20 protein-coding genes, 2 tRNA genes and 2 pseudogenes are annotated in these 26975 nt (G+C 32.7%); 14 read left to right on the forward strand and 10 right to left on the reverse strand.

The features are described 5' to 3' along the window. Positions 1-87 precede the first annotated feature (87 nt). The 3 genes from RBG61_RS10045 to RBG61_RS10055 all read left to right on the forward strand — a co-directional run bounded on the left by RBG61_RS10045 (position 88) and on the right by RBG61_RS10055 (position 2076). A tRNA-Ser gene (locus tag RBG61_RS10045) sits at positions 88-176 on the forward strand. 66 nt (positions 177-242) lie between these two features. Then, a tRNA-Ser gene (locus tag RBG61_RS10050) sits at positions 243-335 on the forward strand. Between the two features lie 289 nt (positions 336-624). Continuing rightward, complete coding sequence (locus tag RBG61_RS10055) at positions 625-2076, forward strand: IS1182 family transposase (RefSeq protein ID WP_307943137.1); 1452 nt, start codon at positions 625-627, stop codon at positions 2074-2076. A gap of 289 nt (positions 2077-2365) precedes the next feature. On the opposite strand, the gene RBG61_RS10060 is transcribed toward RBG61_RS10055, so the two are convergent. The 7 genes from RBG61_RS10060 to deoC all read right to left on the reverse strand — a co-directional run bounded on the left by RBG61_RS10060 (position 2366) and on the right by deoC (position 10290). Continuing rightward, entirely contained in the window at positions 2366-3592 is a 1227-nt protein-coding gene (locus tag RBG61_RS10060) for an IS256 family transposase (protein ID WP_307942478.1), read from the reverse strand. 105 nt (positions 3593-3697) lie between these two features. After that, the gene (locus RBG61_RS10065) at positions 3698-5896 is read right to left on the reverse strand and encodes a pyruvate formate lyase family protein (protein WP_307943138.1); all 2199 of its coding nucleotides are present in this window, start codon (positions 5894-5896) and stop codon (positions 3698-3700) included. A 12-nt stretch (positions 5897-5908) separates the two neighbouring features. Next, positions 5909-6721 carry a glycyl-radical enzyme activating protein gene (locus RBG61_RS10070; protein WP_307943139.1) on the reverse strand — a complete coding sequence of 271 codons (813 nt, stop codon included), beginning with the start codon at positions 6719-6721 and terminating at the stop codon, positions 5909-5911. Between the two features lie 88 nt (positions 6722-6809). Beyond that, positions 6810-7988 carry an iron-containing alcohol dehydrogenase gene (locus tag RBG61_RS10075; RefSeq protein ID WP_307943141.1) on the reverse strand — a complete coding sequence of 393 codons (1179 nt, stop codon included), beginning with the start codon at positions 7986-7988 and terminating at the stop codon, positions 6810-6812. Between the two features lie 26 nt (positions 7989-8014). Further along, positions 8015-8395: an FGGY-family carbohydrate kinase gene (locus tag RBG61_RS10080; protein WP_307947255.1), complete on the reverse strand. Its 381-nt coding sequence runs from the start codon at positions 8393-8395 to the stop codon at positions 8015-8017. Positions 8396-8418: 23 nt separating this feature from the next. Beyond that, the gene (locus RBG61_RS10085; RefSeq protein ID WP_307943143.1) at positions 8419-9519 is read right to left on the reverse strand and encodes a xylulokinase; all 1101 of its coding nucleotides are present in this window, start codon (positions 9517-9519) and stop codon (positions 8419-8421) included. Positions 9520-9531: 12 nt separating this feature from the next. Further along, complete coding sequence (gene deoC, locus RBG61_RS10090) at positions 9532-10290, reverse strand: deoxyribose-phosphate aldolase (RefSeq protein ID WP_307943145.1); 759 nt, start codon at positions 10288-10290, stop codon at positions 9532-9534. A 221-nt stretch (positions 10291-10511) separates the two neighbouring features. On the opposite strand from deoC, the gene tnpA reads away from it, so the two are divergent. Further along, positions 10512-10979, forward strand: coding sequence for an IS200/IS605 family transposase (gene tnpA / locus RBG61_RS10095; RefSeq protein WP_307942351.1), 468 nt, complete (start codon positions 10512-10514; stop codon positions 10977-10979). 295 nt (positions 10980-11274) lie between these two features. Here tnpA and RBG61_RS14060 read toward each other — a convergent pair. After that, a pseudogene (locus RBG61_RS14060) lies at positions 11275-11481 on the reverse strand (IS256 family transposase); the annotation flags it as partial. Between the two features lie 87 nt (positions 11482-11568). Between RBG61_RS14060 and RBG61_RS10100 the strand changes: the two are divergent. Then, positions 11569-12795: an IS256 family transposase gene (locus tag RBG61_RS10100; protein WP_307942478.1), complete on the forward strand. Its 1227-nt coding sequence runs from the start codon at positions 11569-11571 to the stop codon at positions 12793-12795. Positions 12796-12954: 159 nt separating this feature from the next. On the opposite strand, the pseudogene RBG61_RS10105 reads toward RBG61_RS10100, so the two are convergent. Both RBG61_RS10105 and RBG61_RS10110 read right to left on the reverse strand, forming a co-directional pair. Further along, a pseudogene (locus tag RBG61_RS10105) lies at positions 12955-13992 on the reverse strand (IS256 family transposase); the annotation flags it as partial. A gap of 94 nt (positions 13993-14086) precedes the next feature. Next, the gene (locus RBG61_RS10110) at positions 14087-14806 is read right to left on the reverse strand and encodes a GntR family transcriptional regulator (protein WP_307943149.1); all 720 of its coding nucleotides are present in this window, start codon (positions 14804-14806) and stop codon (positions 14087-14089) included. Between the two features lie 512 nt (positions 14807-15318). On the opposite strand from RBG61_RS10110, the gene RBG61_RS10115 reads away from it, so the two are divergent. The 9 genes from RBG61_RS10115 (at position 15319) to RBG61_RS10155 (ending at position 26962) form a co-directional block, all read left to right on the forward strand. Continuing rightward, positions 15319-16686 (forward strand): alpha-L-fucosidase, encoded by a 1368-nt coding sequence (locus tag RBG61_RS10115; RefSeq protein WP_307943150.1) that lies wholly within the window; start codon positions 15319-15321, stop codon positions 16684-16686. 454 nt (positions 16687-17140) lie between these two features. After that, positions 17141-17527, forward strand: a complete 387-nt coding sequence (locus RBG61_RS10120; RefSeq protein ID WP_307943151.1) for a BlaI/MecI/CopY family transcriptional regulator — start codon at positions 17141-17143, stop codon at positions 17525-17527. 5 nt (positions 17528-17532) lie between these two features. Beyond that, a complete protein-coding gene (locus tag RBG61_RS10125; RefSeq protein ID WP_307943153.1) occupies positions 17533-19833 on the forward strand; it encodes an extracellular solute-binding protein in 2301 nt (766 codons plus the stop codon). A 98-nt stretch (positions 19834-19931) separates the two neighbouring features. Beyond that, on the forward strand, positions 19932-20309 hold the full coding sequence (locus tag RBG61_RS10130) for a BlaI/MecI/CopY family transcriptional regulator (RefSeq protein WP_307943154.1): 378 nt from the start codon (positions 19932-19934) through the stop codon (positions 20307-20309). 3 nt (positions 20310-20312) lie between these two features. Further along, on the forward strand, positions 20313-22643 hold the full coding sequence (locus tag RBG61_RS10135) for an extracellular solute-binding protein (protein ID WP_307943155.1): 2331 nt from the start codon (positions 20313-20315) through the stop codon (positions 22641-22643). 17 nt (positions 22644-22660) lie between these two features. Continuing rightward, a complete protein-coding gene (locus RBG61_RS10140) occupies positions 22661-23524 on the forward strand; it encodes a carbohydrate ABC transporter permease (protein WP_307943157.1) in 864 nt (287 codons plus the stop codon). Then, positions 23521-24357: a carbohydrate ABC transporter permease gene (locus RBG61_RS10145; RefSeq protein WP_307943159.1), complete on the forward strand. Its 837-nt coding sequence runs from the start codon at positions 23521-23523 to the stop codon at positions 24355-24357. The genes RBG61_RS10140 and RBG61_RS10145 overlap by 4 nt, the downstream gene beginning before the upstream one ends. An 80-nt stretch (positions 24358-24437) precedes the next feature. Further along, positions 24438-25853, forward strand: coding sequence for a hypothetical protein (locus RBG61_RS10150; RefSeq protein ID WP_307943160.1), 1416 nt, complete (start codon positions 24438-24440; stop codon positions 25851-25853). Continuing rightward, on the forward strand, positions 25850-26962 hold the full coding sequence (locus tag RBG61_RS10155) for an ABC transporter permease (protein ID WP_307943161.1): 1113 nt from the start codon (positions 25850-25852) through the stop codon (positions 26960-26962). Before RBG61_RS10150 ends, RBG61_RS10155 begins: the two co-directional genes overlap by 4 nt. Positions 26963-26975: the final 13 nt, after the last annotated feature.

A 26975-nucleotide genomic window follows, 5' to 3' on the forward strand; every position in this document is an offset into this window, starting at 1 on the left:
CGAAATCTGAATTAATTATAAAAAACCATTGACAAAGAGATGGTAATATGTTATTATAATTTACGTCGCAAATGACTATTAAATATTGGAGAGGTGTCCGAGTGGTTTAAGGAGCCGGTCTTGAAAACCGGTGATACCGTGAGGTACCGTGGGTTCGAATCCCACCCTCTCCGCCAATTAAATCAGAAGACAAAGGGTTACCTTGCTTCTGATTTTATAATAAATAATCACGTCACACATTTGGAGAAGTACTCAAGTTGGTGACGAGGCGCCCCTGCTAAGGGCGTAGGTCGGATTAAACCGGCGCGAGAGTTCGAGTCTCTCCTTCTCCGCCAAATAAGATGAGTCCCGTTAAACATTACGTTTGACGGGATTTTCTTGTATAAAGAAACCCCCATGCTATGCATGGGGTTCAAAAAAAGGCGGAAGCCGATGAGGGAAAAGGGCATTAAAAAGGCTCTATGTCAAATGTTTGTGGTGGACTGATAAAATATATAATACGAAGTAAGCCTGGAACATATGGTTCCAGGCTTACTTCGTTCAGCTTGTAGAAAAAGTCTCCTAAATTCGATGATTTAGGGGACTTTTGACGCGAAAAATGGTATAATTAAATAGGGTGATTAAATGTTAGTTAAAGCTAAAAAAGACCGAACACAAGTAGAGTTTTTGTGCTTAGAAGAATTTATTCCAGCAGAACATTTGCTTAGAAAAATAGATAGTGCAGTGGATTTCTGTCATATATATGATTTCGTAGAGGATTTGTATTGTAAAGATAATGGAAGACCAAGCATAGACCCAGTAGTACTAATCAAAATGGTCTTAATACAACATTTGTATGGAATAAGTTCGTTGCGCAAATTGGTAGAAGAAGTACAAATGAACTGTGCATATCGTTGGTTTTTAGGATATTTAATGACAGAACAAATACCTCACTTTACAACAATAAGTTATGCCTTTAAACATAGATTTAACGAGAATACTATTGCATGCATTTTCAACTGGATATTGAATGAAATCAATGATATGGGATATCTTGACCCAGAGGTGGTATTTGTAGATGGAACCCATATAAAAGCAAATGCAAATATAAAAAAGGTTGTAAAGAAATCAATCCCCGTAGCAGCAAAACATTATGAGAAACAACTAATGGACGAAATCAATAAAGATAGAGAAGAACATAAAAAAAAGCCATTTGACGATACAAAGCCACCTAAAATAGAAGAAAAAATCATCAATGAATCAACCACTGACCCTGAAAGCGGTGTATTTCATAAAGGAGAGCATAAGAAATGCCTTGCTTATGAAGCACATACAGCTTGTGACAAAAAAGGCTACATTGTAGATGTTCATGTAACAGCAGGCAATGTACATGACAGCGTAGCATTCGATGATTTGTATGATAAATTAAAAGAAAACCACCCCGAAATCCAAACAATAGTGGCAGATAGTGCCTACAATACTCCCTATATTGCAAAAAGACTTATAGATGATGGAAAAGATTTATTAGTACCATATCGTAGACCAATGACAAAACAAGGCTTTTTTAAGAAATATGATTTTTCATATGATGAATATTTTGACTGTGTAGTATGTCCAAACAATAAAGTTTTACACTATTCCACCACGAATAGAGAAGGATACAAAGAATTTAAAAGCAATCCAAACGACTGTAAAATCTGTGGGTTTCGTTACAAATGCACTGAAAGTAAAGAATTCCAGAAACAATACACAGTTCATGTTTGGCATGAGTACTTAGAGCAAGTTTCAGATATTCGTTATGCAATAAAATACAAAGATCTTTATGCACAGCGAAAAGAAACGATTGAGCGAGTTTTTGCTGATGCGAAAGAAAAATACGCAATGCGTTATACACCTTATCGAGGTCTTGCCCAAGTAACAAACTGGGTTAGGCTTAAATTTGCGTGCATGAACCTTAAAAAGCTGGCAATACATAAGTGGAGGGTGAACTCTCCTTTTTGTATCCTTTGCACTTTTTTCAAATTTTCAACCATATATTCAAAAGCCCGACTTTGGTTACGCCAAAATCGGGCTTTTTCTTCAGACTGTACGAAGTAAGCCTGGAACATATGGTTCCAGGCTTACTTCGTTAACCACATATATGAATTTTTCTGTGTAGGTCGGTCAGGTTTATAAACGATACGTAGTGTGCTGTTTCATTTGCATGATGAAGCAAAAAAAAATTTTGGGTATACCAAGAATTTTGTGTAAATATAAAAACAATCAGAACAAGAAATAGGAACAAAATAGTAATTGACATAGTGTATAGGTTAGTTGAAACAAGTTTATTTAATGACAAAAGGGGCATGCCCCTTTTGTCATTAAATTTTGGCGGCTGAACATAGAATCATCCAGCGATTCTGTCCGAAAACATGATGTTTAATTGGTTTAAAACAACGTCCCAATTTCGACAACGTTGTGTCCATCGTTCGACAATTTTCTTTGAAGCTAAATACAGTATCCTTTTTAAACTATCATCATTTTGAAATGATGGTTTGTTCTTGGTTATTTGTCTGAACTGCCTGTTTAATCCCTCAATAATATTAGTTGTGTATATTATTTTCCTTACATCAGTTGGATATGCAAAAAAGGTTGATAGTATATCCCAGTTATCCTCCCAACTCTTTATGCAAGAAGGATAACTTTTACCCCATTTTTCTTTGAATGATATTAGATTATTCAATGCTTCTTCCTCTGTAACAGCTTGATATACTAGTTTTAGATCTGCCATTAACTTCTTGATATCTTTGTATCCTACATATCGTGTTGAATATCGAATTTGATGTATAATACAACGTTGAATGTGCGCTTTGGGATATGCTGCATTGATTGCTTCTTTAAAACCTTTTAAACCGTCAACACAAAATAGGTATACATCTTGCAAACCCCTTGATTTCAAGTCATTCATAACGCTCAACCAGAATTTTGAGCTCTCGTTTTCTCCAATCCAAATGCCCAATATATCTTTATTTCCTTCAAGTGTAATTCCTAAAACCACATATGCTGCTTTCGTTACAAACTGATTGTTTTCTTTTACTTTGTAGTGTATTGCATCCATGAACACAAATGGGTATACACTATCTAGTGGACGGTTTTGCCATGCTGTTACTTCCGGCATTATTTTTTCTGTTATCTTGCTTACTAGTCCATCTGAAATTTCTACATCATAAAGATTTTTTACTTGTTCAGCAATATCTCGTTGAGACATGCCACAAGAGTAAAGTGCAATAATTTTTTCTTCCATCCCGTCAGCATTACGATTATATTTACCAATAATTTGTGGTTCAAATTCACCGTTTCTATCACGAGGAACATTAATATCCACTTCGCCAAGTTGTGTTTTAACTGTTTTCTTTGAATATCCATTTCGATAATTTTTCGACATGCTTTTTCCGTCATCGTTCGCTATTCTTTGACTTTTTTGGTAACCCAATTCTTCGTCTAATTCACTATCCATAACTTGCTGAAGAACATCTTTGAACATCTCTTTCATTGCCTGCATAACCTCTGTTGTGCTTGTGAAGTTTTGGCTGTTCACATACTCTTTTAATAACTCTTTCGGTTGCTTTTCCATAAAAAAATACTTCCTTTCATACTTGAATTTATTATCTTAATTCTTGTCTGATTGGAAGTACCTTATTCACTTTTACACAAAATTTTCGGGAGTCTCATATGAATACTAATCTAATCTAGCAATCATTTCGTCTTGCAGTTCCTTAGGTAAATCTACAAAGTGAGCAGAGACACCCCAGAGTCTTACAATCAAATCTTTATACTTTTCGGGATTAAGTTGAGCATTCTTTAAATCGTCAAGATCCATTACATTTGGTTGATGTTGCAAACCACCAATTGAAAAATAAGATTTAATAAGGTTTTCTAAAATCTCACTACCATTATTGCCTTTAAAAGTTGAAGCAAAATATGAAATCATAACACAATAATTCCATTGAATACATTGATAATCAATTTTTGCAGCAGATTTTAATGTTGCAGTTGGTCCATTTTTCATTGTTCCACTTTCTGGGGTTAAAGTTACTGCAACAGGAGTTCCTTGTTTTCTGCCTTCTGGAGTAGCCATTAAAGCTTGCCCAGTTATAACTGGATGCGGTTGATGAATTCCAGCGAGATGCACTCCACCAGATACAGTTTTGTATTGAGATATTTCTTTACAACAATACTCAAGGATATCTTTTGCTATTAAATCAATATAATCGTCATCGTTACCCCATTTTGGTGCATTCCATAGTTCATTTCGCATGATTTCACCATCAAGACCTTCAAAGTTATTCTCACAAGCATTATAAACCTCAGATAATTTATACTTCTTTAAATCATATACATACTTTTTAATTGCCGCAAGTGAGTTAATTCCTTCTGTCGGGCAGCCAATAAATACGCCCTTGTGCTTAACCGGATAACTTTCAAGTGTCATGTCTGTTGCTGAATCTATACTACCATGGAATAATGGAGATAGAATTGGAAGTGGGCACATGAGAGAACGCCATTCTAGATTTGAAGAAATTTTATTGTTTTTTAGTTCGTTAAAATAATATTGCTTATTGCCATTTTTATATTCTAGAAAAGCTTTATGTGTACGGTTAAAATGTTCAATTTTTACTTTTATTACATTACCTAATTTTTCTTTAAATTGTGTAATAAACTCATCAAAAGTCAAATTATCTTTTGCAGTAGATAAGAAATCCATCAATGTATTAACTAAAGAAATCTGTCCTGAACAGTAAAAATCACCTTTTCCGGCAATTGTAATATCTTGACATAAATCAAAGCTGTAATCTCGAGCATATTTCACCTCTACTCCGGCTTTTATCATACTTTCAATAAATAAATCATCATTATAATATGATATAAAATTTAGTCCTCTTACCGAAAGTTGGGTTGCCTTTTTAAGAAATTCAGGAGGGTTTTTACTGTTGATTCTAATACTAATTTCTGGCTCAGGAAGGGCAGTCTTTTCAACTCCATTTAGTATCATAAAAGAAACTGCATTAACTGCGTTATCCCCATTTTCTAATATGCCTCCAATTGTGATATTTAGTTGAGCTGCATACTTATTCAAATAACTTTGATTTAAATCTACTTGATCATACATCTTTAAAAGTAAGCATTCAATTAACTGCTGTGCATCTTCGTATTTTGTATTTGCAAGGTATTTATTAAAAATCACATCTAATCTACCATAGTTTATAAATTCAAAACTTTCAATTAAAGTTGCTAAATGTGCAAACCACATAAGCTGAATTGCTTCATAAAAATTAGATGCTGGTTTATGTGAGATACATTTACATACACGACTAATTTCTAAAAGCTCTAATTTTCTTTTATTGTTTCTTTCTTGTTGTGATAATTTGAAAGCATATTCACTATATCTGTTAATTAAACATGATAGCCCATTATATGCAATTATTACGCTATTAAGAAAATCAATATTATCTTGAGAAAGATTATTTTCATTTAATTTCGTCTTACAATTAGCAATAATCCCATCTATTCCTTGTTCAAGTATTATTGAATAATCGGGAGTGTAGTGAGTTTTATTATAAAACTGTTCGTTAAAACCAAAATAATCAATATCAGTTTGATTTACATAACTCGGATATGCTTGCAAGCAATAATCGCTAATATCATGATTATCCTCATTTCCTTTGTTTGCACATAGCATAGTACGTGTTCCGACAATTAGCTCTTGCTCACCAATATATAGTGGCATATTCTCAAATATCATTTTTGCACCCATTGCTTTTCGCTCGCACAAACTGGCATTTTCAGTGGCAGTTGTCCAATCTGATGGCATTGAAACTCTAGCAACTTTATTTTTGCTTGTTATAGTCTGTTCTCGAAGGTATTGCGTCCTTGTCATATTAACCCTCCACTAATCAATATTGATTCCATTATTAATAAAAATCTGTTTATATTTAGATAACGTATGATTTTCTATTAACTTCGTAGTGTTATAGCAATAATCGAATCCTAATGTTTTATATTTGCTCTTTCCTAAAGTGTGATATGGCATTAGAGTTACTTTTTTTATATTTTGCAGTGGCTTAATAAAATTTGCTATATATTCCATTTCTTTTTGGGTAGAATTCACTCCATCTATAACAGGAATTCTAATCCAAATTGGTTTGTTATGTTTATCTAAGTTTATCAAATTCTCCAAAATAAGCTTGTTAGAAACTCCTGTTGCATTTCTATGAATCCCTTCATCAAATGCTTTTATATCATATAAGTACAAATCGCAATATGGTAAGGTTTTCTCAAAAAGCTCCCAACTTGCATATCCACAGGTATCAATTGTAGTGTTAATGCCTACCACTTTGCATAGCTTCATGCATTCAACTACAAATTCAGCCTGCAGCATTGCTTCACCACCTGAAAATGTCACTCCACCATCAACACCATAGAAATCTTTATCTTTTAAGACAAGTTTTAAAACTTCATCAGGTGTTAATTCAAAACCACAAATTGTTAGTGCTTGTGTTGGACAGTTATTGATACATTTTTGACACAGCTTACAATTATTGTGGTTTATAATATGCTCTCCATGTATAAATGCATGACAGCTACATATTTCTTGGCATTTTCTACATTCGATGCATTTTTCACTGAAATATTGCATCTGTTTATTTTTATACAGTCCCTCTGGATTGTGACACCATTTGCATCTTAATGGACAACCTTTCATAAAAATGGTAGTCCTAATACCATTACCATCATGCACTGAAAAACGTTGTACATCAAAAACTATTCCTTTTAAAATAATATATTCCCCCTTATAAAGAAAGCAAATATATTTGTTTGATGTCATCTTTTCTTAAAGGAGGATTACTTCCTAAAACACCATTTTCATTAAAGCTTACTTCAACAACATCGGAAACTAGTTGCTCAATGTCTTCTTTGTTTACACCAAATTCAGATATTCTCGTTTGAACGCCATATTTTTTTATGTAACTTTCAAAAGTTAATACGGCTTGCCTTAGATTTTGTGAAAAAATCATTTGAGCAAATTGTTCGTATCTATTATTATCTTCTCTATTTGCAAAAAACTTCATCCACGCAAGCATCATACAAGATAGTGTTGCTCCGTGCGTTGCGTGATAACGAGCGCTCAAAACGTGTCCCATTTGGTGCATTGGTGCCCAAGTATATGTGCCAGATAGCAACCAGCCGTTAAGTGCAATACTTGCACTCCACATCATAACTCCTCTTGCTTGAATGTCATTCGGATTTTCTATGACACGAGGTAGATTTTCAAAAACTGCCTTTATTACTCCTTCCTGCATTCTATCTTGTAAATCAAGATTAGTATTGTTTCCATTAAAATATGATTCAACTATATGTGCTAAAGTGTCTAATGCCCCACATGCAGATTGATATGGAGGAAGATTTACAGTTAATGTTGGATCTATGATTGCAACCTTTGGATACAAACAATTTGGTGCCCATACATATGATTTTTTATGTGTTAATTCATTAGTTATAACGGCAGTTGGGTTCATCTCACTTCCTGTTGCAGGTAAAGTTGGTATCATAATTGTAGCTAGTGCCTGTTTGGGTGGAATTTGAACTGAATTCTTATGACTATAAGCTACCATTTGGGATAAATTATCATCAAAATACACGCCTGCAGCAATTACTTTAGCGCAGTCCATTACACTTCCTCCGCCAAGTCCAATAATAATATCAATATTTTTTTCTTTACATAGAGTAACACCTTGTTGTGCCTGTGCGATAGTTGGATTTGCAGTAACTATAAAACACTCTGTTAGATTAACTCCATTTTCATGCAAACTACTTTTTATTATATTGATTGTACTTTGTAAAAATGAAATATCTGTATATGAAACCAATAATGCATTATTGCCATACTGTTTCGTTTCCTCACCTATACAATTTAATGAATTCTCATTAAATATAACTTTTACTGGATTTGAATATTCAAAACTATTCAAATGGTTCACTTCCAATCTATGTATTACTATATCATATCAGATATTTTTGCTTGTGCTTCACAGACTTTTAAGTATCTTTGATATAGTTCTCTATATTTTTCACAATTTCTTCTTATTGGTTTGGTAATGGAAATATTTTCATGCACTTTTTTAATTACATTATAATTATCCCAAAATCCACATCCTACAGCGGCAAGTGCAGCAGCTCCTAATGAAGCCGCATCCTGCATAACATTAGTTTTTATCATTTCAATTTCAAATACATCCGAATAAATTTGTCTAAAAATTGAACTTTGCGCTCCGCCACCAACTAAAAGCAGTTGTGAAGATAATTCTGTTCTATTATTTAGAACATCATAAGCAGATTTTAAATTATAAGCAATTCCTTCTAAAACTGATCTTGCAATGTCTGATTTATTATGACTTAAATCTAACCAAAAAAGCCGCCTCTTACATTATATGATATATCAATTGAAGATCCACCTGCGAGTTGTGGACAAAAAACAAGTCCTTTAGCACCAACCGGAGATTGCTCTGCTAACTCGTCTATCTTTGCATATGGATTATCATAGTGATTAAGATCACTAAAAAAATTGTCTTTTACCCATTTTAATGAACTTCCAGAAGAGAAAACTCCAACTGAAGGAATATACATATCATTTACGCAATGTGCCCATACATAAGGTTTATTTTGAAAATCAACAATGGGCTTTTTTGTTGCAACTGTAACCCAAGCCGATGAACCAAGTGAAGCATACGTGTCGCCTTGTTCAAAGCAACCAGCGCCAAGACTCATGCAAGCATTATCTACGCCGCCACAAACAACAGGTATGCCCTCTATTAAGCCCAGCTTTTGTGCCGCCTCCTTTTGAAGCATACCAATCACTTCACTAGAAGCTATGATTTCAGGTAATTTATTTTTTTCTATTCCTATTATTTGAATATATTCATCACAATATTTTTTATCAAGCAAATCATACACGCCGCTGCCTGAAGCATATGAATAGTCTGTTAGTGCCACATTTGTGAGTAGGTAATTGATATAATCTTTTGTTCCTAAAAATTTATATGTATTATCATATATTTCTTTTTGATTTTGCTTGCACCAAGCAATTTTAAATATAGAGTATAGGTGAGCAGGAAAGCCATTACCTGTTTTATAATACCAAGTTGCATAATTAACAAATTTAAAGAAAGTTTCTGCTTGTGATTTTGCTCTAGTATCTGACCAAATTGGTGTTTTTTCTACTAACAATCTGCCATTACAATCAATTGGGACAATACCTAAACTATGGCCTGATAGACCGATGCCCATTATATCGGCTGGCAAAGTATCAGAGCTATTCATAAGTTGATTGGTTGCTTTTATAATTGCATTAAACCAATCATTTGGATTTTGCTCATGATAACCTCCTATTGAGTAATACGTTTCATATTCAATAAAAGTGTATGAAATATTTTTTCCATCTTTATTAAATAATGATGCTTTTACCCCACCAGTTCCTAGATCATACGCTAAAATACACTGCATTCCTTCACCTACTTAATATGTATCATTTTTTTTATTTTTAGTAAATTCATTAGTTAAGTTGTTGAAAGCAGAATTCATAATGTTAATTGCTGAGTTAATACCAATTCCAAATCTTGAACAGCCTTCGTTAATCATGCTCTCTATAGTTTCAACATCTCTTATCCCACCAGCAGCCTTTATTTTTGCACTTTTTCCTATTGCTTTTTTAATCAACTTAATATGGTTAACTGTTGTCGGTTTATTTGCCCATCCAGTACCAGTTTTCACAAATGTAACACCTGCCTTAACTGCAAGTTCACTTGCTTTTTGTATTTCGTAATCTGTTAAATAGGCTACTTCCAAAATTGATTTTACAGGTAAACCATTTGCTGCATCAACAATTGCCTTAATATCATCTTCAACTATTTTGTATTGTTCAGATTTTAAAGCACCAACATTTATGACCATATCTAGCTCATTGCAGCCTATTTGCATTAGTTCTTTTGCAGTATATAATTTTGCTTTTGTGGAATCAGCACCAGAAGGGAATCCGACTACTCCACCAAGTAAAATATCTTTTTCATCTTTCAATGCGTTCGCAAGCCAAGGCGTAAAACAAGGCATTGCAAAACAGCATATAAATCTATATTGTTTTGCAAGTTGAACCATCTTTTCAAGTTCATCCATTGTGACATTGGTTCTAACACAGCTAATGTCAATTAATCTAGGTAATTCTTTATAATCCATACTAATCTTTACAACTCCAATTATTATTTGAATTGATTGTAACATAATTATGTTTACCTGTCAATTGGTCTTTTTCACTTATAATTTACAAAAAAACAAGTTAAACATAATTATGTTTAACTTGTTTGATTGTTGCCTTTAGGCTTAATAAAACCCCTGGTTCTACCAGGGGTAGGTAAAAAAGCCTTGGCAAAAATAAAACCTCCATGTTAAAATAGTGACGGTTTGGCGACCGTATCACAAAGATAACAAGGAGGAATTAAGCAATGAAAAATGAAGTAAAACAGACAGCACATTCAAGTTATAGGTGCGAATACCATATAGTGTTTGCACCAAAATATAGAAGAAAAATAATTTATAAAGATTTGCGAAGAGATGTAGGTGAAATATTTCGAAAATTATGCACAGAAATGAAAGTGGAAATAATAGAAGCGGAGGCATGTGTAGATCACATACACATGTTAGTAAGTATTCCACCGTATATGAGTATATCACAGTTTGTAGGAACACTCAAGAGTAAGAGTGCACTGATGATATTCGATAGGCATGCAAATTTAAAATATAAATATGGATCACGAAATTTTTGGTGTAGAGGTTATTTTGTAGATACAGTAGGAAAAAATGAAAAGAAAATAGCAGAGTACATTCGAAACCAATTAGAAGAAGATTATGCAAAAGACCAAATTTCATTTAAAGAATATACGGACCCGTTTACGGGTAATCAAGTGAAATAGGGCAAAAAACAAACAGCCACTTATAGTGGCTGCCTGTAATTGTGATGCGATGACAAACTTTCAGCACCCCTTTGAGGGGTCAGCACGAGTTGACCCTTCTAGGGTCTGAGCAAACCACTAGTTCACTAGTGGTTTGGGTATACCAAGAATTTTGTGTAAATATAAAAACAATCAGAACAAGAAATAGGAACAAAATAGTAATTGACATAGTGTATAGGTTAGTTGAAACAAGTTTATTTAATGACAAAAGGGGCATGCCCCTTTTGTCATTAAATTTTGGCGGCTGAACATAGAATCATCCAGCGATTCTGTCCGAAAACATGATGTTTAATTGGTTTAAAACAACGTCCCAATTTCGACAACGTTGTGTCCATCGTTCGACAATTTTCTTTGAAGCTAAATACAGTATCCTTTTTAAACTATCATCATTTTGAAATGATGGTTTGTTCTTGGTTATTTGTCTGAACTGCCTGTTTAATCCCTCAATAATATTAAGACTCCCGAAAATTTTGTGTAAAAGTGAATAAGGTACTTCCAATCAGACAAGAATTAAGATAATAAATTCAAGTATGAAAGGAAGTATTTTTTTATGGAAAAGCAACCGAAAGAGTTATTAAAAGAGTATGTGAACAGCCAAAACTTCACAAGCACAACAGAGGTTATGCAGGCAATGAAAGAGATGTTCAAAGATGTTCTTCAGCAAGTTATGGATAGTGAATTAGACGAAGAATTGGGTTACCAAAAAAGTCAAAGAATAGCGAACGATGACGGAAAAAGCATGTCGAAAAATTATCGAAATGGATATTCAAAGAAAACAGTTAAAACACAACTTGGCGAAGTGGATATTAATGTTCCTCGTGATAGAAACGGTGAATTTGAACCACAAATTATTGGTAAATATAATCGTAATGCTGACGGGATGGAAGAAAAAATTATTGCACTTTACTCTTGTGGCATGTCTCAACGAGATATTGCTGAACAAGTAAAAAATCTTTATGATGTAGAAATTTCAGATGGACTAGTAAGCAAGATAACAGAAAAAATAATGCCGGAAGTAACAGCATGGCAAAACCGTCCACTAGATAGTGTATACCCATTTGTGTTCATGGATGCAATACACTACAAAGTAAAAGAAAACAATCAGTTTGTAACGAAAGCAGCATATGTGGTTTTAGGAATTACACTTGAAGGAAATAAAGATATATTGGGCATTTGGATTGGAGAAAACGAGAGCTCAAAATTCTGGTTGAGCGTTATGAATGACTTGAAATCAAGGGGTTTGCAAGATGTATACCTATTTTGTGTTGACGGTTTAAAAGGTTTTAAAGAAGCAATCAATGCAGCATATCCCAAAGCGCACATTCAACGTTGTATTATACATCAAATTCGATATTCAACACGATATGTAGGATACAAAGATATCAAGAAGTTAATGGCAGATCTAAAACTAGTATATCAAGCTGTTACAGAGGAAGAAGCATTGAATAATCTAATATCATTCAAAGAAAAATGGGGTAAAAGTTATCCTTCTTGCATAAAGAGTTGGGAGGATAACTGGGATATACTATCAACCTTTTTTGCATATCCAACTGATGTAAGGAAAATAATATACACAACTAATATTATTGAGGGATTAAACAGGCAGTTCAGACAAATAACCAAGAACAAACCATCATTTCAAAATGATGATAGTTTAAAAAGGATACTGTATTTAGCTTCAAAGAAAATTGTCGAACGATGGACACAACGTTGTCGAAATTGGGACGTTGTTTTAAACCAATTAAACATCATGTTTTCGGACAGAATCGCTGGATGATTCTATGTTCAGCCGCCAAAATTTAATGACAAAAGGGGCATGCCCCTTTTGTCATTAAATAAACTTGTTTCAACTAACCTATACACTATGTCAATTACTATTTTGTTCCTATTTCTTGTTCTGATTGTTTTTATATTTACACAAAATTCTTGGTATACCCATAATATTAGTTGTGTATATTATTTTCCTTACATCAGTTGGATATGCAAAAAAGGTTGATAGTATATCCCAGTTATCCTCCCAACTCTTTATGCAAGAAGGATAACTTTTACCCCATTTTTCTTTGAATGATATTAGATTATTCAATGCTTCTTCCTCTGTAACAGCTTGATATACTAGTTTTAGATCTGCCATTAACTTCTTGATATCTTTGTATCCTACATATCGTGTTGAATATCGAATTTGATGTATAATACAACGTTGAATGTGCGCTTTGGGATATGCTGCATTGATTGCTTCTTTAAAACCTTTTAAACCGTCAACACAAAATAGGTATACATCTTGCAAACCCCTTGATTTCAAGTCATTCATAACGCTCAACCAGAATTTTGAGCTCTCGTTTTCTCCAATCCAAATGCCCAATATATCTTTATTTCCTTCAAGTGTAATTCCTAAAACCACATATGCTGCTTTCGTTACAAACTGATTGTTTTCTTTTACTTTGTAGTGTATTGCATCCATGAACACAAATGGGTATACACTATCTAGTGGACGGTTTTGCCATGCTGTTACTTCCGGCATTATTTTTTCTGTTATCTTGCTTACTAGTCCATCTGAAATTTCTACATCATAAAGATTTTTTACTTGTTCAGCAATATCTCGTTGAGACATGCCACAAGAGTAAAGTGCAATAATTTTTTCTTCCATCCCGTCAGCATTACGATTATATTTACCAATAATTTGTGGTTCAAATTCACCGTTTCTATCACGAGGAACATTAATATCCACTTCGCCAAGTTGTGTTTTAACTGTTTTCTTTGAATATCCATTTCGATAATTTTTCGACATGCTTTTTCCGTCATCGTTCGCTATTCTTTGACTTTTTTGGTAACCCAATTCTTCGTCTAATTCACTATCCATAACTTGCTGAAGAACATCTTTGAACATCTCTTTCATTGCCTGCATAACCTCTGTTGTGCTTGTGAAGTTTTGGCTGTTCACATACTCTTTTAATAACTCTTTCGGTTGCTTTTCCATAAAAAAATACTTCCTTTCATACTTGAATTTATTATCTTAATTCTTGTCTGATTGGAAGTACCTTATTCACTTTTACACAAAATTTTCGGGAGTCTCAGTGGTTTTGATTATTCATATATACTTCAAATTCATATTTATCTGCAATAATCTTAACTAGATCAAGTTCAGCAATTTGGTTGTTAATATAGCATTTTCTTTTAATCGTGATTAAAGCAGTTTTAGGTTCAATTTCTAGCAAATTACTATCTTCAAAGCTTGAATTACATGCACTTAATATATCTTTAGCACTTGTAAATTCAATATTATACTTATCCTTTAAAAATTTATATAATGACATAATCTTACTTTTAGATTTTTCAATCTCAGGCACTAATTCTGCTAAGATATAATTCTTTGCAATCGCAACTGGGAAACCATTTGCTAATTGTATTCTGCTTATACAAATTAAATCAGTATTTAATTGTATCTCAAATTCATTTGATAAATCAATATCAGATTTTATCTTTTCAATATAGGTTGTTTTAACACCTATATCAAAACCTCTATTTTTTAACGTTTGAGATACAGAGGTTAAACGATTTAAATTTTGCATAGTCTTTTGACTTATTACCTGTGTACCATAGCCTTGTTTCACAACAATATATCCATCTTTGACCAACAAATCAATTGCTTTTCGTATTGTTGTTCTGCTTACTTTGAATTCACTTTCAAGTTGAGGCTCTGGTGGAAATAATGTACCTACAGGATATGTTTTATCCATAATGCCTTGTTTCAAGGATTGGTATATCTTTAAATAGGCTGGTTGTTTTTTCATATTAATCTCTTCCTACACTATATTTATCTATCATTTAAGTTATTTAAATTTATATTATCTTTTCTAAATTTTATCATACTTTATTTACTATAACAATATGTTTATTTTTAAATAATATAAAAGTCAACACAAACAGTTGATCAATGTAAAATGAAGTATTCTAATTGTTTTAAATCTAGAGTATGAAATGACTCTTGGAAAATATACAAAGCAACAACGTATCCTAATGAAATTTCACTAACCACTATGAGTCTTATGTATAAGCACTGTATGATGCGCCTTTTGAAGATATAAAGGATATTCGTAAAGCAGCAATACTACTTAATTCCAACGGAAAATGACGTCACACTCTGCGTGAATGTATAGATTGAAATTTCCAACAATATGATATAAAATAAATAGTATATTTCAGTTAATTACCCATTATCCCATAGAATGAATCCAACACATAGATAATCTATAGTTTTATTCTATAAGATTAAATAAAGCATCAATGAAAGGAAATAAATAACATGATTGATTTCTTAAAACAAGCGGCACAAGTAGTACCGTCAGAAAGACAAAAGAAATGGTTTGACCTTGAAATGTACGCATTTATCCATTTTGGTGTAAATACTTTTACTGGGAGAGAATGGGGTACAGGCACAGAAGACGAACGTATTTTTAACCCACAAAAGCTAGATTGTGACCAATGGGTGAAAGCTGTAAAATCAGCAGGTTGTAAGGGCTTAGTGTTAACAGCAAAGCATCATGACGGTTTTTGTCTATGGCCGTCAAAGTACACAGAGCATAGTGTCAAAAATAGCCTATTTAACGGTGATGTTGTAAAACTTGCAGCAGAAGCTTGTAAACGTGGTGGTATAAAGTTCGGTTTTTACCTTTCACCTTGGGATATGAACAGTGAATATTATGGTACATCTGCCTATAACGATTATTTTTGCAATCAACTTACTGAACTGCTAACCGAGTACGGCGACATCTTTTACGTTTGGTTTGATGGTGCTTGCGGTGAGGGCGAAGATGGTAAAAAGCAAGTGTATGATTTTGAAAGGTATTTTTCATTGATTCGTAAATATCAGCCAAATGCCGTAATTTTCAACGACCATGGCCCTGATATACGTTGGTGTGGAAATGAAGCCGGACAAGCCAGATATGCCGAATGGGCGGTTGTACCATCTGAACTTTGCGGTTATGCCGATGTACAAACCGATAAAGGTCCTCTTTGTAACGAGGGGGATTTAAGTTTTTTGTATAATACCGACGACGACGTTGGAAGCCTTTGCAATATTCTTTATTCAAAAGGATTGGTTTTTTGCCCGTCAGAAATTGATATGTCTATTCGAAAAGGTTGGTTTTGGAATGAAAAAGATGAACCACATTCTCTTGAAAGATTGTTTGATACATACTTAAATAGTGTAGGAGCTAATACGTCATTGCACTTAAATGTTCCACCAAATAAAGATGGACTTATTGATGAAAAAGACGTAAAAAGGCTGCGTGAACTTGGTGAAAAGATAGAATTTGAGTTTGGCAATCAAACAGTATGTGAACTTGAAAAAATAGGTGGGACAAGAACGCAACCTGTTTATGAAATTAAAATTGATTGTCAAAAGGATATTAAATATATAATCCTACAAGAAGATTTAAGTGTTGGGCAGCGTGTTGAAAACTTTGCAATCTATCATAAATCATATAGTGGCGAAGAATTTCCCATATTTCAAGGACGTTGTATTGGACATAAAAAGATATGCAAGTTAAACAATCCTTTTATGTTACAAAATCCGCTTTTAGAGAATGTCGGTAAAAAGTCAGAAAAGCTTGTGCTGCGAATCAAAGCCGCAAGAGATGAAGTGGTAATCAATAAAGTTATTGTTTGCTAAATTGTAACAGCTAATTATGTGGGAGTTATGCAACATTACTTCTGTAATATGTCTGCGTAAAATGAAAGTATGTTTTATGCAGGCCTCATATCAAGTCTTACACACCATTAGACATGTTTAAAGTGCTCCTAACTAGAAGAATAATATGGAACATGTTGATTGGATAAAAATTATGTTGTATGTTAAACAAAATAAGTGTTATGAAAGTTGTACGCATTTTTGAGAATAGGCGTGCAACTTTCTTATTGTGTACAACTTACAACAATGTTGATAATGTAAAAAGAGGCTTTATAATAAACGTTACGATTAACTATTGTATGATTCAATCGGGATTCCTGTAATTTTAAAATACATATAAAAGCAAATATTTTACTTTTTATTGTGAATATAGTTGACAATTATGACCTACAGATGTAAACTATAAATATAATAATTTACAATTGTAGGTGATAATATGAAAAAGGAATATACAAGACTTCCTGATGCAGAATTAGAAGTTATGCAAGTGTTGTGGCAAAATCAACCCCCTATGGGAACTTCGGAGATACTAGAGATATTAAATCAGTTTAAAAACTGGAATATATCCACGCTACAAACATTATTATCTCGATTAGTGACAAGAGGTTTTATTCAATCAAAAAAACAAGGGAAAAACAACTTTTATACACCGTTAGTAGAAGAAGAAAGTTATTTAGCAAGTGAAAATAAGTCTTTTTTAGACCGTCTTAATCAAAGCTCCCTTACAAAGTTTGTTTCAACTTTAATGCAAAGCAATAGTGTATCAAAAGAGGATTTACAAGAACTTAAGGAATTTATTGAAAAACAATCAGAAGAGGAGTAGATGTTATGATGCTGAGAAATTTATTTTCTAGTGTAATTGAAGTTACGTTAATTATGTCTATTATAATAGTTGCATTACTCGCTCTTCATGCAGTTATCAAGAAAAAGCTTACAGCCAAATGGAGCTGTTTTGTTTGGCTGTTAATTGCATTTCGTTTAGCATTACCTTTTAATATCCCAATCCCCGATATGGCGTTTCAAATAGAGCCGCCTGTAGCAAAAGAGATTACAGTTGTTAAAAAATCATCAGATACACCAAATCAAGTAACGAAAAAAGCGCCGGTAACTGAAATCGACAAACCGAGTTCTTCAAAGGCTGCCACACAAGAATCATCCTCGCCAAATGCCACACAGCCAACGTTGAAACCTGAAAGAATAACAATCGACTTTGTTTCTGTAGCAGCTTGGATATGGTTAATTGGTATGTTCTTGATAGCAGTATATCAAGTCATCAGCTATCTATCCATTAGAAGAGAAATAAGGCGATTCAGTACACCGATAAGTAATCAAAATGTTATGGCTACTTATGAAGTGCTTAAGCAAGAAATGCATTTGAAAAAGAAGATACCTTTAAAATTATGTAAAAAGATTGCAACGCCAATGCTTGTTGGCTTTATGAAACCAATGATTCTATTGCCAACAGTACACTATTCTATGCAAGAGTGCTATGGCATATTAAAGCATGAATGTATTCATCATAAACGTCATGATCCATTGTTTAAATTATTGCTTATGGTAGTTCAAACAATACATTGGTTTAATCCATTTGTTTATATAATGTCTTATTTTGCAAAAAAAGATATCGAGTTATCTTGTGATGCAGAAGTAATTAAAAAAATGAATTTTCATCAGAGAAAAGAGTATAGCTTAACATTATTGAATTCACTAGAAGTCCAAGTAAATCAAAAATCAAGACTATCAGCAGCGTTTAGTGAAGATAAACGTACAGTCAAGGATCGCTTTATTCAAATATTCGATACAAGCAAAAAGAAGAAAGGTATCTTTGCATTAATTGCGATAGCCCTAGTCGTCGCTATTGGTGGATCATTGCTCATGTTTGGAACAAGGGAAGTGCAGCAAGTCAATGATAAATTATCTATTACGATAAGAGAGCAAACCTTAGATGATATTGAGAAAGTTATAGATGAATTCAAAAGAGAGTATCCCAAAATTGAAGTTACAATAAATAAAATACCAATGCAATATAACCCAAATCTAATAAAGAAAATTCAAACAGAAATAATGGCTGGTAAAGGTACAGACATTGTTGTTCTTCCTTTGGATAATGATATGAATTTGGAGAAAGTTGCGTTAAGTGGAGCATTTTGTGATATAAATACTATGCTGAAAGAGGACATATCATTTAATCGAGAGTTGTATTTTGAATCAGTTTTAGATGCTGGTGTTTATAAAGGAAAACAAATCTTTATGCCATTATCATTTAATGTGCCAATGCTATTAACTACACAAGAATGTTTAAATAAATACGAAATAGATACGAATAAACTGAATACATTATCGGATATGTATGCAACATTTGCAAAAACAATAAACACTCATGATATTAACCGATTATTTACTAATTCGTATGATATGAATAGGTTTTTAAGTTATGCAATCACTACAATAAGTAAAACTCAAATTAACAATTTGGCAGATGATAATTCTCTAAAGAAAATTTGTGATGAATATAAGCAAGTATACCCAATAAGCAATACCAAAATGTCGCTTGATGTTGTAAATATGTGCCCATATGATGCTATGAAAGAAGATAAGACGGTATTTGTAAACACGAGTTCGTTAGCTGATTTTTATTATAGATATTATCTGATAGCAGAACATGGAGTGACACCCATTTTTAAACCAATTCCATCACCTAAGGGTGGAGTACAAGCATATTTAGGTGATAGCGTAGCAATTAGTTCAAACAGTCCAAATAAGCAAAATGCATATCATTTTCTAAAAATTGCTTTATCAGAAAAACTACAGCATGTCAACCAATATGGCGGATTTGAAATGCCATACTTTCCAGTTTTGAGAAGTGGAGTACAAAATAGAATAAACCTTTTTAAGCAACAAATAACGGGCGAAAACAGACTTAGCGAGGAAGAGAGATTAAATAAGTTTACTGAGTTAGAGCAAAGGCAACTGGATAATATACTAAATTCAATTAACTATTGTATTTCTAATGCAAATAATTATTCATTTGCATATTCGGAGTTAGAACCTTATTTTAAAAATGAAAAGACATATGATCAATGTATTAAAAAATTACAGTCAAAGCTTGATATCTATTTGACAGAATAGTATGATTTACCCAAGAAAATATTTCTAATTTTACTTGACATTCACTTCCTACAGCTGTATGATGTAATAAAACATACAACTGTAGGAGATTGATTCTTATGAAAATAACAAGTTTACCGGACGCTGAATTAGAAGTGATGCAAGTAATTTGGAAAAATAAAACCCCTATTTCTACTTCTCAAATTAACGAAATATTAAATCAAACAAGAAGCTGGAATGTATCCGCTTTGCAAACAATACTCAACCGTTTGATAGCAAAAAATTATCTCTCTTCAACAAAGCAAGGCAAAAACAGATTTTATGATATTTTAATTGATGAAGAAACCTACTTATCCTATGAAAATAAAAAGTATTTGAAAAAAGTAAATAGCTCCGTAGTAAAATTTGTTGCATCATTATATGACAGCAAAGGATTAACCAAAAAGGATTTAGAGGAGTTACATGCTTTTATTGATCAGAAGACAAAAGGGGAGTAGGATATGCTGAAAACAATTTTTAGTTCTATCATTGAAATTTCAATTGTTTCTTCAATCATTATCACATTATTAGCAATACTATATACTTTTATAAACAAACGATACGCTGCAAAGTGGCATTGCGTGATTTGGTTTGTTATTATGTTAAGATTATTGGTTCCAATCAATATTACTTTGCCATCGGCACCAATTGTTGTACCGGAACCACCAAAACAAGAAGTGGTAGTTAATCGACCTGTGCAACAAACGCAGCCTGTTGTTACCGAGCAGGTGAAGGGTGAAACCACTACTACGCCAACCACACCGCAACAAAATATTTCACAAAAAGAACCGATTCAAACGCAGCCTGTAACAGTTGTGATAGATAGAATCTTAATTGCGGCATATGTTTGGTTGCTTGGCATATTTGCAGTCTCTGTCTTTTACTGTATCAAACGTATTCAATTTCATCAGTACTTGAAATGGAATAGTCAAAAGGTTAACCAAAAACGTTTATTAAGCATGATCACACAAGTAAGCAATGAAATTCGATTAAGTAAGAATGTAACTCCAATTCTTTGCAAAGGAATTTCAAGTCCAATGGTGATTAGTTTAGTCAAGCCAAAGCTGTTATTACCGATGTTGAATTACTCCGATGAAAACTTGAAGGCTATCTTAAGGCATGAACTGATACATATTAAGAAAAATCACCTTTGGTTTAAGTTTGGAATATTACTTTGCGAGATTGTATATTGGTTTAATCCATTTGTTTATCTCATGACACGATTTGCACAAAGAGATATCGAATATGCTTGTGATTCTGCTGTTTTAAAATATACAAGTGAATCCTATAAAGAAGAATATAGCAGAGCCATTCTTTCAGTTATTGAAAACACACTTTGGGGCAATAAAAGAACGAACTTAGTGCTTTCAACTGGATTTAGCGATGGAAAGAAAACCTTAAAAAATCGTTTTCAAAACATATTTGATGACAACAAAAAGAAAAAAGGATTCTTTATCATTGTCGCACTCATTCTTGTAATAACAATAGTTGGTTCAATCGTGGTATTCGGCAAAAAGGATGTAAAACAAGTCAATGATAGCTTAACAATATATAAGTATGTTGATGATATAGATGATGATCTAGTTAGTGTTGGTCCAGGATATCATATTAAAAACATGATATCTTATTATAAGCAAAAATATCCGAATGTAAAAGTTAATTTGGTTGAGTTCAAAGGTACAAAAAAAGAGTATTTTAATAAGTTAAATAGTGATGTCATGGCAGGAAAAGGACCTGATGTTATCGTATTGGATCAAGATTTTGTTAACTATTCTAATGCTTACAAACTTATGAAGTCTGGTGTGTTAACGGAGCTAGATGATTTTATAAAACAAGATAAAAATATTAACTTGAATGATTATTATAAACCAATTATGGATGAAGGAATTTATAAAAACAGACGTTATATTTTGCCAGTACAGTTTACCGTACCTTTAATGATGTCAGGAAAACAAGCTTTAAAAGATGCGGGAATCAACGCAGATAATTGTAAAAAAGATTTTTGGGGACTATCTGAAGAAATGTATCGTTATTATTCTCAAAGTCAAGATAAAGACAAGTTGATAAGGTCAACTTGGAAATATAATCCATTTATTGATGAGCTTGAATATATGGGGATTCGTGGGGCCTTTGATTATAATAAAGAAACGGTAAAATTTGATACAAATGATTTCAAAAAAGCAATGAAACAATATAAACCTTGGTATCAATTTGATCAAAAAACTGACCCAAATGAATATATGCCATTTGGAAGATTGATAAATGAGAAAAAAGTATTATTTGGAGCTAGTCTAGATCAAAACCCAATGGGCATTTTTTATTATATTCAAACGCTAGAAAACAAAGATCAGCCTGTAATTATACCAATTCGAACTATAGATGGCGGAATGGAAGCACAAATTTCAACTGCGGTAGGAATTCGAAACAATAGCAAAAACAAACAAAACGCATATAACTATATCAAGCTAATGTTATCTCCTGAAGCAATGTATGATTATTTTAATCAAGGCTTTTCAACAAATAAAAAGTTTGCACAAGCAATTATTACTTCAAATCGAGAAGTCACACCAGGGCACTATAGCAAAGAATATGACATTACATATTCGGCAATTCCAAAAGAGTGCTATAAAGAAGTATCATCAATTTTAGACCAAGTAAATGGTGCTCATTTCTACACACCATTAACTAATCAATTGATAGATTACATGAAGTCTTACTTAGAAGACAAAAAGTCCTATGAGGAATGTATCAAAGAAGCCAAACAGAAATTTGAGTTATACTTATCCGAATAATAAAAGGAGGCGGCAAAATGACATTGAAGCAACGACAACAGCGGATTGGAATTTTGTTCGCCTCTCCTTTTTTGATTGGATTTATCCTTTTCTTTATTGCACCTTTTATAATAAGTATCGGTTATACTTTTACATTTGGAACCGGTGGCACACGTTTTGTAGGACTTCAAAACTATGTGGATGTTTTCAATAGCTCCGCATTCCAACTAGCAAGTTATAATACGTTTCGATTTATTTCTATTGGAGTGCCACTAATCATGCTTTTAGCGCTAGTAATTTCGTTACTACTCAATAAAAAGTTCGGTGGCTCTAGCTTTTTTCGCTCAGTATTTTTATATCCGTTAGTCATTCCAATCGCATCAACTGTTATGGTATTCAATCTTTTCTTTGCAGAATCAGGCTTGCTCAATACCCTATTCAGTACTATTGGAATTCCTGTAGTAGAATGGTTGAATTCCAATTATGCGTTTTCTGTTTTAGTGGGGTTATACATATGGAAAAACTGCGGATATAACATTGTGTTATTACTAACGGGGCTAAATTCAATTCCATATGATTTTTATGAAGTAGCAAGAATAGAAGGGGCAACAAAATGGCAGCAGTTTCGCTATATTACTATGCCAATCATGATGCCAACTTTCTTCTTTGTCTTTGTCATTTCCATAATCAACTCATTCAAGTGTTTTCGTGAAGCATTTTTATTAAGCGGAACACTACCCCATAAAAGTATCTATATGTTGCAGCACTTTATGAATAACAATTTTACAAACTTAAATTATCAACGGTTATCCGTAGCAGCATTTTTGATATTTCTTGTAATCTTTGCGCTGATTTATGTATTGTTTCGAATGAGAAAAAAGGCGGGTGATATTCAATTATGAAAAAATCACTTCCACGATATATTGTTCTCATTTTCTTTTCTCTATTTATACTAATACCAATTATCTATACTATAATGAATTCATTTATGTCAGCAAATGAGATTAACCGTTATTACAGTTTGATGAATGAATCTGGTGTTAAAACCATGTTTCACATTTTCCCCGATGATTTTAGCTTTGAGGGCTATTATAACATGCTGTTAAGACAACCAGACTATTTGATGAAGTTTTGGAATTCATTAATCCTAACTGGATCTATTGTTATTGGACAAGTAATAATATCTTCTTTGGGTGGATATGCTTTTGCTAAATTTGAATTTCCTATGAAAAATGGTATCTTTTTTTTACTCATTATTCTCATGATGATGCCATATCAAGTAACTTTGGTATCTAACTATATTATTTTAGATAAACTGCATTTAATCGGCTCTATGTGGGCAGTTATTTTCCCAGGTATCTTTTCTCCGTTTGGTGTTTTCTTGATGAAACAAGTTATTGCAACAATACCAACTGAGTTATTAGAGGCGGCACGATTAGACGGAGCAAGCGAACTCCAAGTTTTATTTCGAGTAGTAATTCCAAGAGCAAAGAGCGGAGTAGTTTCCTTGGTAATACTTAGTTTTATTGATAATTGGAATATGGTTGAACAACCGCTTGTCTTTTTAAAAGATACAAGACAATATCCATTATCCATTTTTTTAGCACAAAATTATTCTCAAAATATGTCCTTATCCTTTGCATGTGGCGTATTGGCAATGATACCTGTATTATTGTTGTTTGTCTTTTTTGAACAAGAGTTAATTGAGGGCATTTCTTTCTCTAATTTAAAATAGTGACGTTTGAAACATAAGTGCTTTTTCCAAGAAAGGCATTACATTACACCGTGTAAAGTTACAGAAAACGACTAGTCTAAATGAAAGGCATGGTTTTGATTATGACAAAGCAAAAGAAAATAATTGCGAAGATTTCAATATGGCTGTTTATTGCATTGCTATTGTTTACAGCAATATCGCAAATCATCTATCAAAAACTACTTCCTAAAGTTGAAGTTACTACAGTAAAGTCAGGCCCGATTGATTCGTTTGTAACTGCTAAAGGGTACGCTGATTTTACCGATCAAGTCCATGCATACGCAGAATCAGATTGCGTTGCTACCAAAATTTTGCTACCTGAAATGCAAGAAGCAAAACAAAATGAACCCATTATTGAAATAGATGTAGCACAAGATAAAATAGCAGTAAAACAGTTTGAACTTGCTGTATTATCATTAAGTAATCAAATAAAGCAAGCGGAATTAACTCCTGATAAAATCACTGCACAGAAATTACAACTTGATATTTTAAATCAACAGCTAAAAGTATTAGAAAATTCACAAACTCCAAATAGTGAGTCAAAAAAGAAACAGCTACAAATGCAGATTCAAGGAATTGAGCGTCAAATCAAAGAGGGGTATGTTGACGAGGCAGGGTTAGCAACCTTAAAAACCCAACTGTCTATTGCACAAGAGGAACTTGCACTTTATGAGAAAAATGTGCCAATAGAGAATAAGATTGCAACTAACCAATTATCACTTTCTATTTTACAAGCACAAACACAGTTAAAAAAGGATACCATATCGCAACAACAAGTAGAGGAATTGAAAAAGCAGCTTGATATTGCAAACGATCAATTAAGGGCAAAAAAAGCTAGCTTTGAAACGAGCGGAAAAATAGTAAGCTTATGTGATGGGAAAGTGTCAAAGTATTATGTAAAAGAGGGCGACCGTATCACAAAAGGACAGCTAATTGCAGATATTGCATCAACAAGCTCAAAACCTTGTGTATCCTTTGCCTTATCCAAAGAAGCTGGGGAAGATTTACCATCGGGTTGTAAGGTCGTTTTAAAATATAAAACATATGAAAAAGATCCTATTTCAGGAATTACATCAAGCAAAATGAATGAAATAACGGCTGTAGCATCTTTTAAAAAATATAATCCAAAAGAAAACAATTACATCTTTTCAGCACCATATGATGAAAAAAAATCTATTTCAAGAGAAGCCGTTGTTGATGTAAAGATGATTCAAACCAGTACAGCGTATACAACGATTTTACCAAAAGCATGCGTTACCCAAAATAAAGACCAAAAGGATTGTATTTTTGTTATTACGAAAAAGCAAGGACTGTTTAAACAAGAAAATGTTGTAAAAGAAGTTGAAGTCAAGGTATTGGATAGGAACAATATCAATGTTGCTATTGATAGCTTTGAAGTTCGTCCGGAAGATGAAGTTTTATTATATAGCAGTAAGCCGATTAAAGATGGTAGTGTAATAAGCGTGGTGAAAGAATGAAAAAGGTTATACCGGTAAGCTTTATGTTACTATTTTGTATTCTGATATTGCTGGTTCAAATTACGCTAATCAATCAAGCTAAAAATACATTACCTACTGCTATTTGTTTTCGCTCTCAAGACGGAATGAACGTTTCATTTGATGAAATAAAGGAACTAAAGGATGTTACAGCGGTTGCACAAAGAAATGCTACTATTGCTACTACATATAATGATGATAATGAAAAAGTCAATCTGTGGTATACAAATGAGAACTATTTCGAAGTAGCAAATTTTAAATGTAAATATGGTAGCTTTTTTGAAGCAAAATCAGGTGTAGAACAAAATCGGTTTATTGTTATAAGCAATCAATTAGCTTTGCGATATTTTAAAACAGATAAGGTTATAGGTCAAAGCATGCTGATTGATAATCAGATTTACACAATTTGCGGGGTATATGAACAAAAGCAAGCATTATTGAATCAATTAGCACAACAGAAGTTATCCACGATATATATGCCGTATCAAAGCTATACGGGAAAAGAACCATTATTGCCACAACTTATATTAGTAAAATCAAATTCTCAGTTTATAAAAAGTGCTTATGATTATGTGCAAAACCAAATTCCATCATATTTGAATTATGATTCTGTTACAAATTATAATGATATTCTTCGATTGATAAGGCAAACAATACGTTTATCTATTGCAGCTTGTGGGATTGTTGTTTTAATAATCCTTATTATCCTACTAATAAGACAAAGTAAAAAAAGTTATCAATTATATCGTATGGATGGATTCACTAGAGAATTTTATAAAGCAATAGCGCTGATTGGAATATTAGTCGCAGTTGGAATTCTAACTATTTTCCTAACACAATTCAATTTCTTTTTACCTGCAGATTGGACGCCGAAAGAAAATATATTTGATTTAAATTTTTATAAAGAACAATTAAAATCTGTTTTTCAAATGAAAAACACTATTATGGTATATGATCCATTTTTGAATTATAGTTATATCAGTATGTTTACATGCGGAGTGTTGAGTATAATGCTTTTTCTGAATTTTGTTGTTTTATTGCTGTTGTGTATTCCTATCTTTACATATTTAAAAAAGAAATTTGTTAAATGAAGAATTATTCGAA

This window comes from Paludicola sp. MB14-C6 (assembly GCF_030908625.1).
In the GTDB taxonomy this organism is placed as follows: domain Bacteria; phylum Bacillota; class Clostridia; order Oscillospirales; family Ruminococcaceae; genus Paludihabitans.

Coding starts and splice junctions, on each gene's coding strand:
- RBG61_RS10055 (WP_307943137.1), top strand. CDS start 625: ATGTTAGTTAAAGCTAAAAAAGACCGAACACAAGTAGAGTTTTTGTGC.
- RBG61_RS10060 (WP_307942478.1), bottom strand. CDS start 3,592: ATGGAAAAGCAACCGAAAGAGTTATTAAAAGAGTATGTGAACAGCCAA.
- RBG61_RS10065 (WP_307943138.1), bottom strand. CDS start 5,896: ATGACAAGGACGCAATACCTTCGAGAACAGACTATAACAAGCAAAAAT.
- RBG61_RS10070 (WP_307943139.1), bottom strand. CDS start 6,721: ATGAAAGGTTGTCCATTAAGATGCAAATGGTGTCACAATCCAGAGGGA.
- RBG61_RS10085 (WP_307943143.1), bottom strand. CDS start 9,519: ATGCAGTGTATTTTAGCGTATGATCTAGGAACTGGTGGGGTAAAAGCA.
- deoC (WP_307943145.1), bottom strand. CDS start 10,290: ATGTTACAATCAATTCAAATAATAATTGGAGTTGTAAAGATTAGTATG.
- tnpA (WP_307942351.1), top strand. CDS start 10,512: ATGAAAAATGAAGTAAAACAGACAGCACATTCAAGTTATAGGTGCGAA.
- RBG61_RS10100 (WP_307942478.1), top strand. CDS start 11,569: ATGGAAAAGCAACCGAAAGAGTTATTAAAAGAGTATGTGAACAGCCAA.
- RBG61_RS10110 (WP_307943149.1), bottom strand. CDS start 14,806: ATGAAAAAACAACCAGCCTATTTAAAGATATACCAATCCTTGAAACAA.
- RBG61_RS10115 (WP_307943150.1), top strand. CDS start 15,319: ATGATTGATTTCTTAAAACAAGCGGCACAAGTAGTACCGTCAGAAAGA.
- RBG61_RS10120 (WP_307943151.1), top strand. CDS start 17,141: ATGAAAAAGGAATATACAAGACTTCCTGATGCAGAATTAGAAGTTATG.
- RBG61_RS10125 (WP_307943153.1), top strand. CDS start 17,533: ATGATGCTGAGAAATTTATTTTCTAGTGTAATTGAAGTTACGTTAATT.
- RBG61_RS10130 (WP_307943154.1), top strand. CDS start 19,932: ATGAAAATAACAAGTTTACCGGACGCTGAATTAGAAGTGATGCAAGTA.
- RBG61_RS10135 (WP_307943155.1), top strand. CDS start 20,313: ATGCTGAAAACAATTTTTAGTTCTATCATTGAAATTTCAATTGTTTCT.
- RBG61_RS10140 (WP_307943157.1), top strand. CDS start 22,661: ATGACATTGAAGCAACGACAACAGCGGATTGGAATTTTGTTCGCCTCT.
- RBG61_RS10145 (WP_307943159.1), top strand. CDS start 23,521: ATGAAAAAATCACTTCCACGATATATTGTTCTCATTTTCTTTTCTCTA.
- RBG61_RS10150 (WP_307943160.1), top strand. CDS start 24,438: ATGAAAGGCATGGTTTTGATTATGACAAAGCAAAAGAAAATAATTGCG.
- RBG61_RS10155 (WP_307943161.1), top strand. CDS start 25,850: ATGAAAAAGGTTATACCGGTAAGCTTTATGTTACTATTTTGTATTCTG.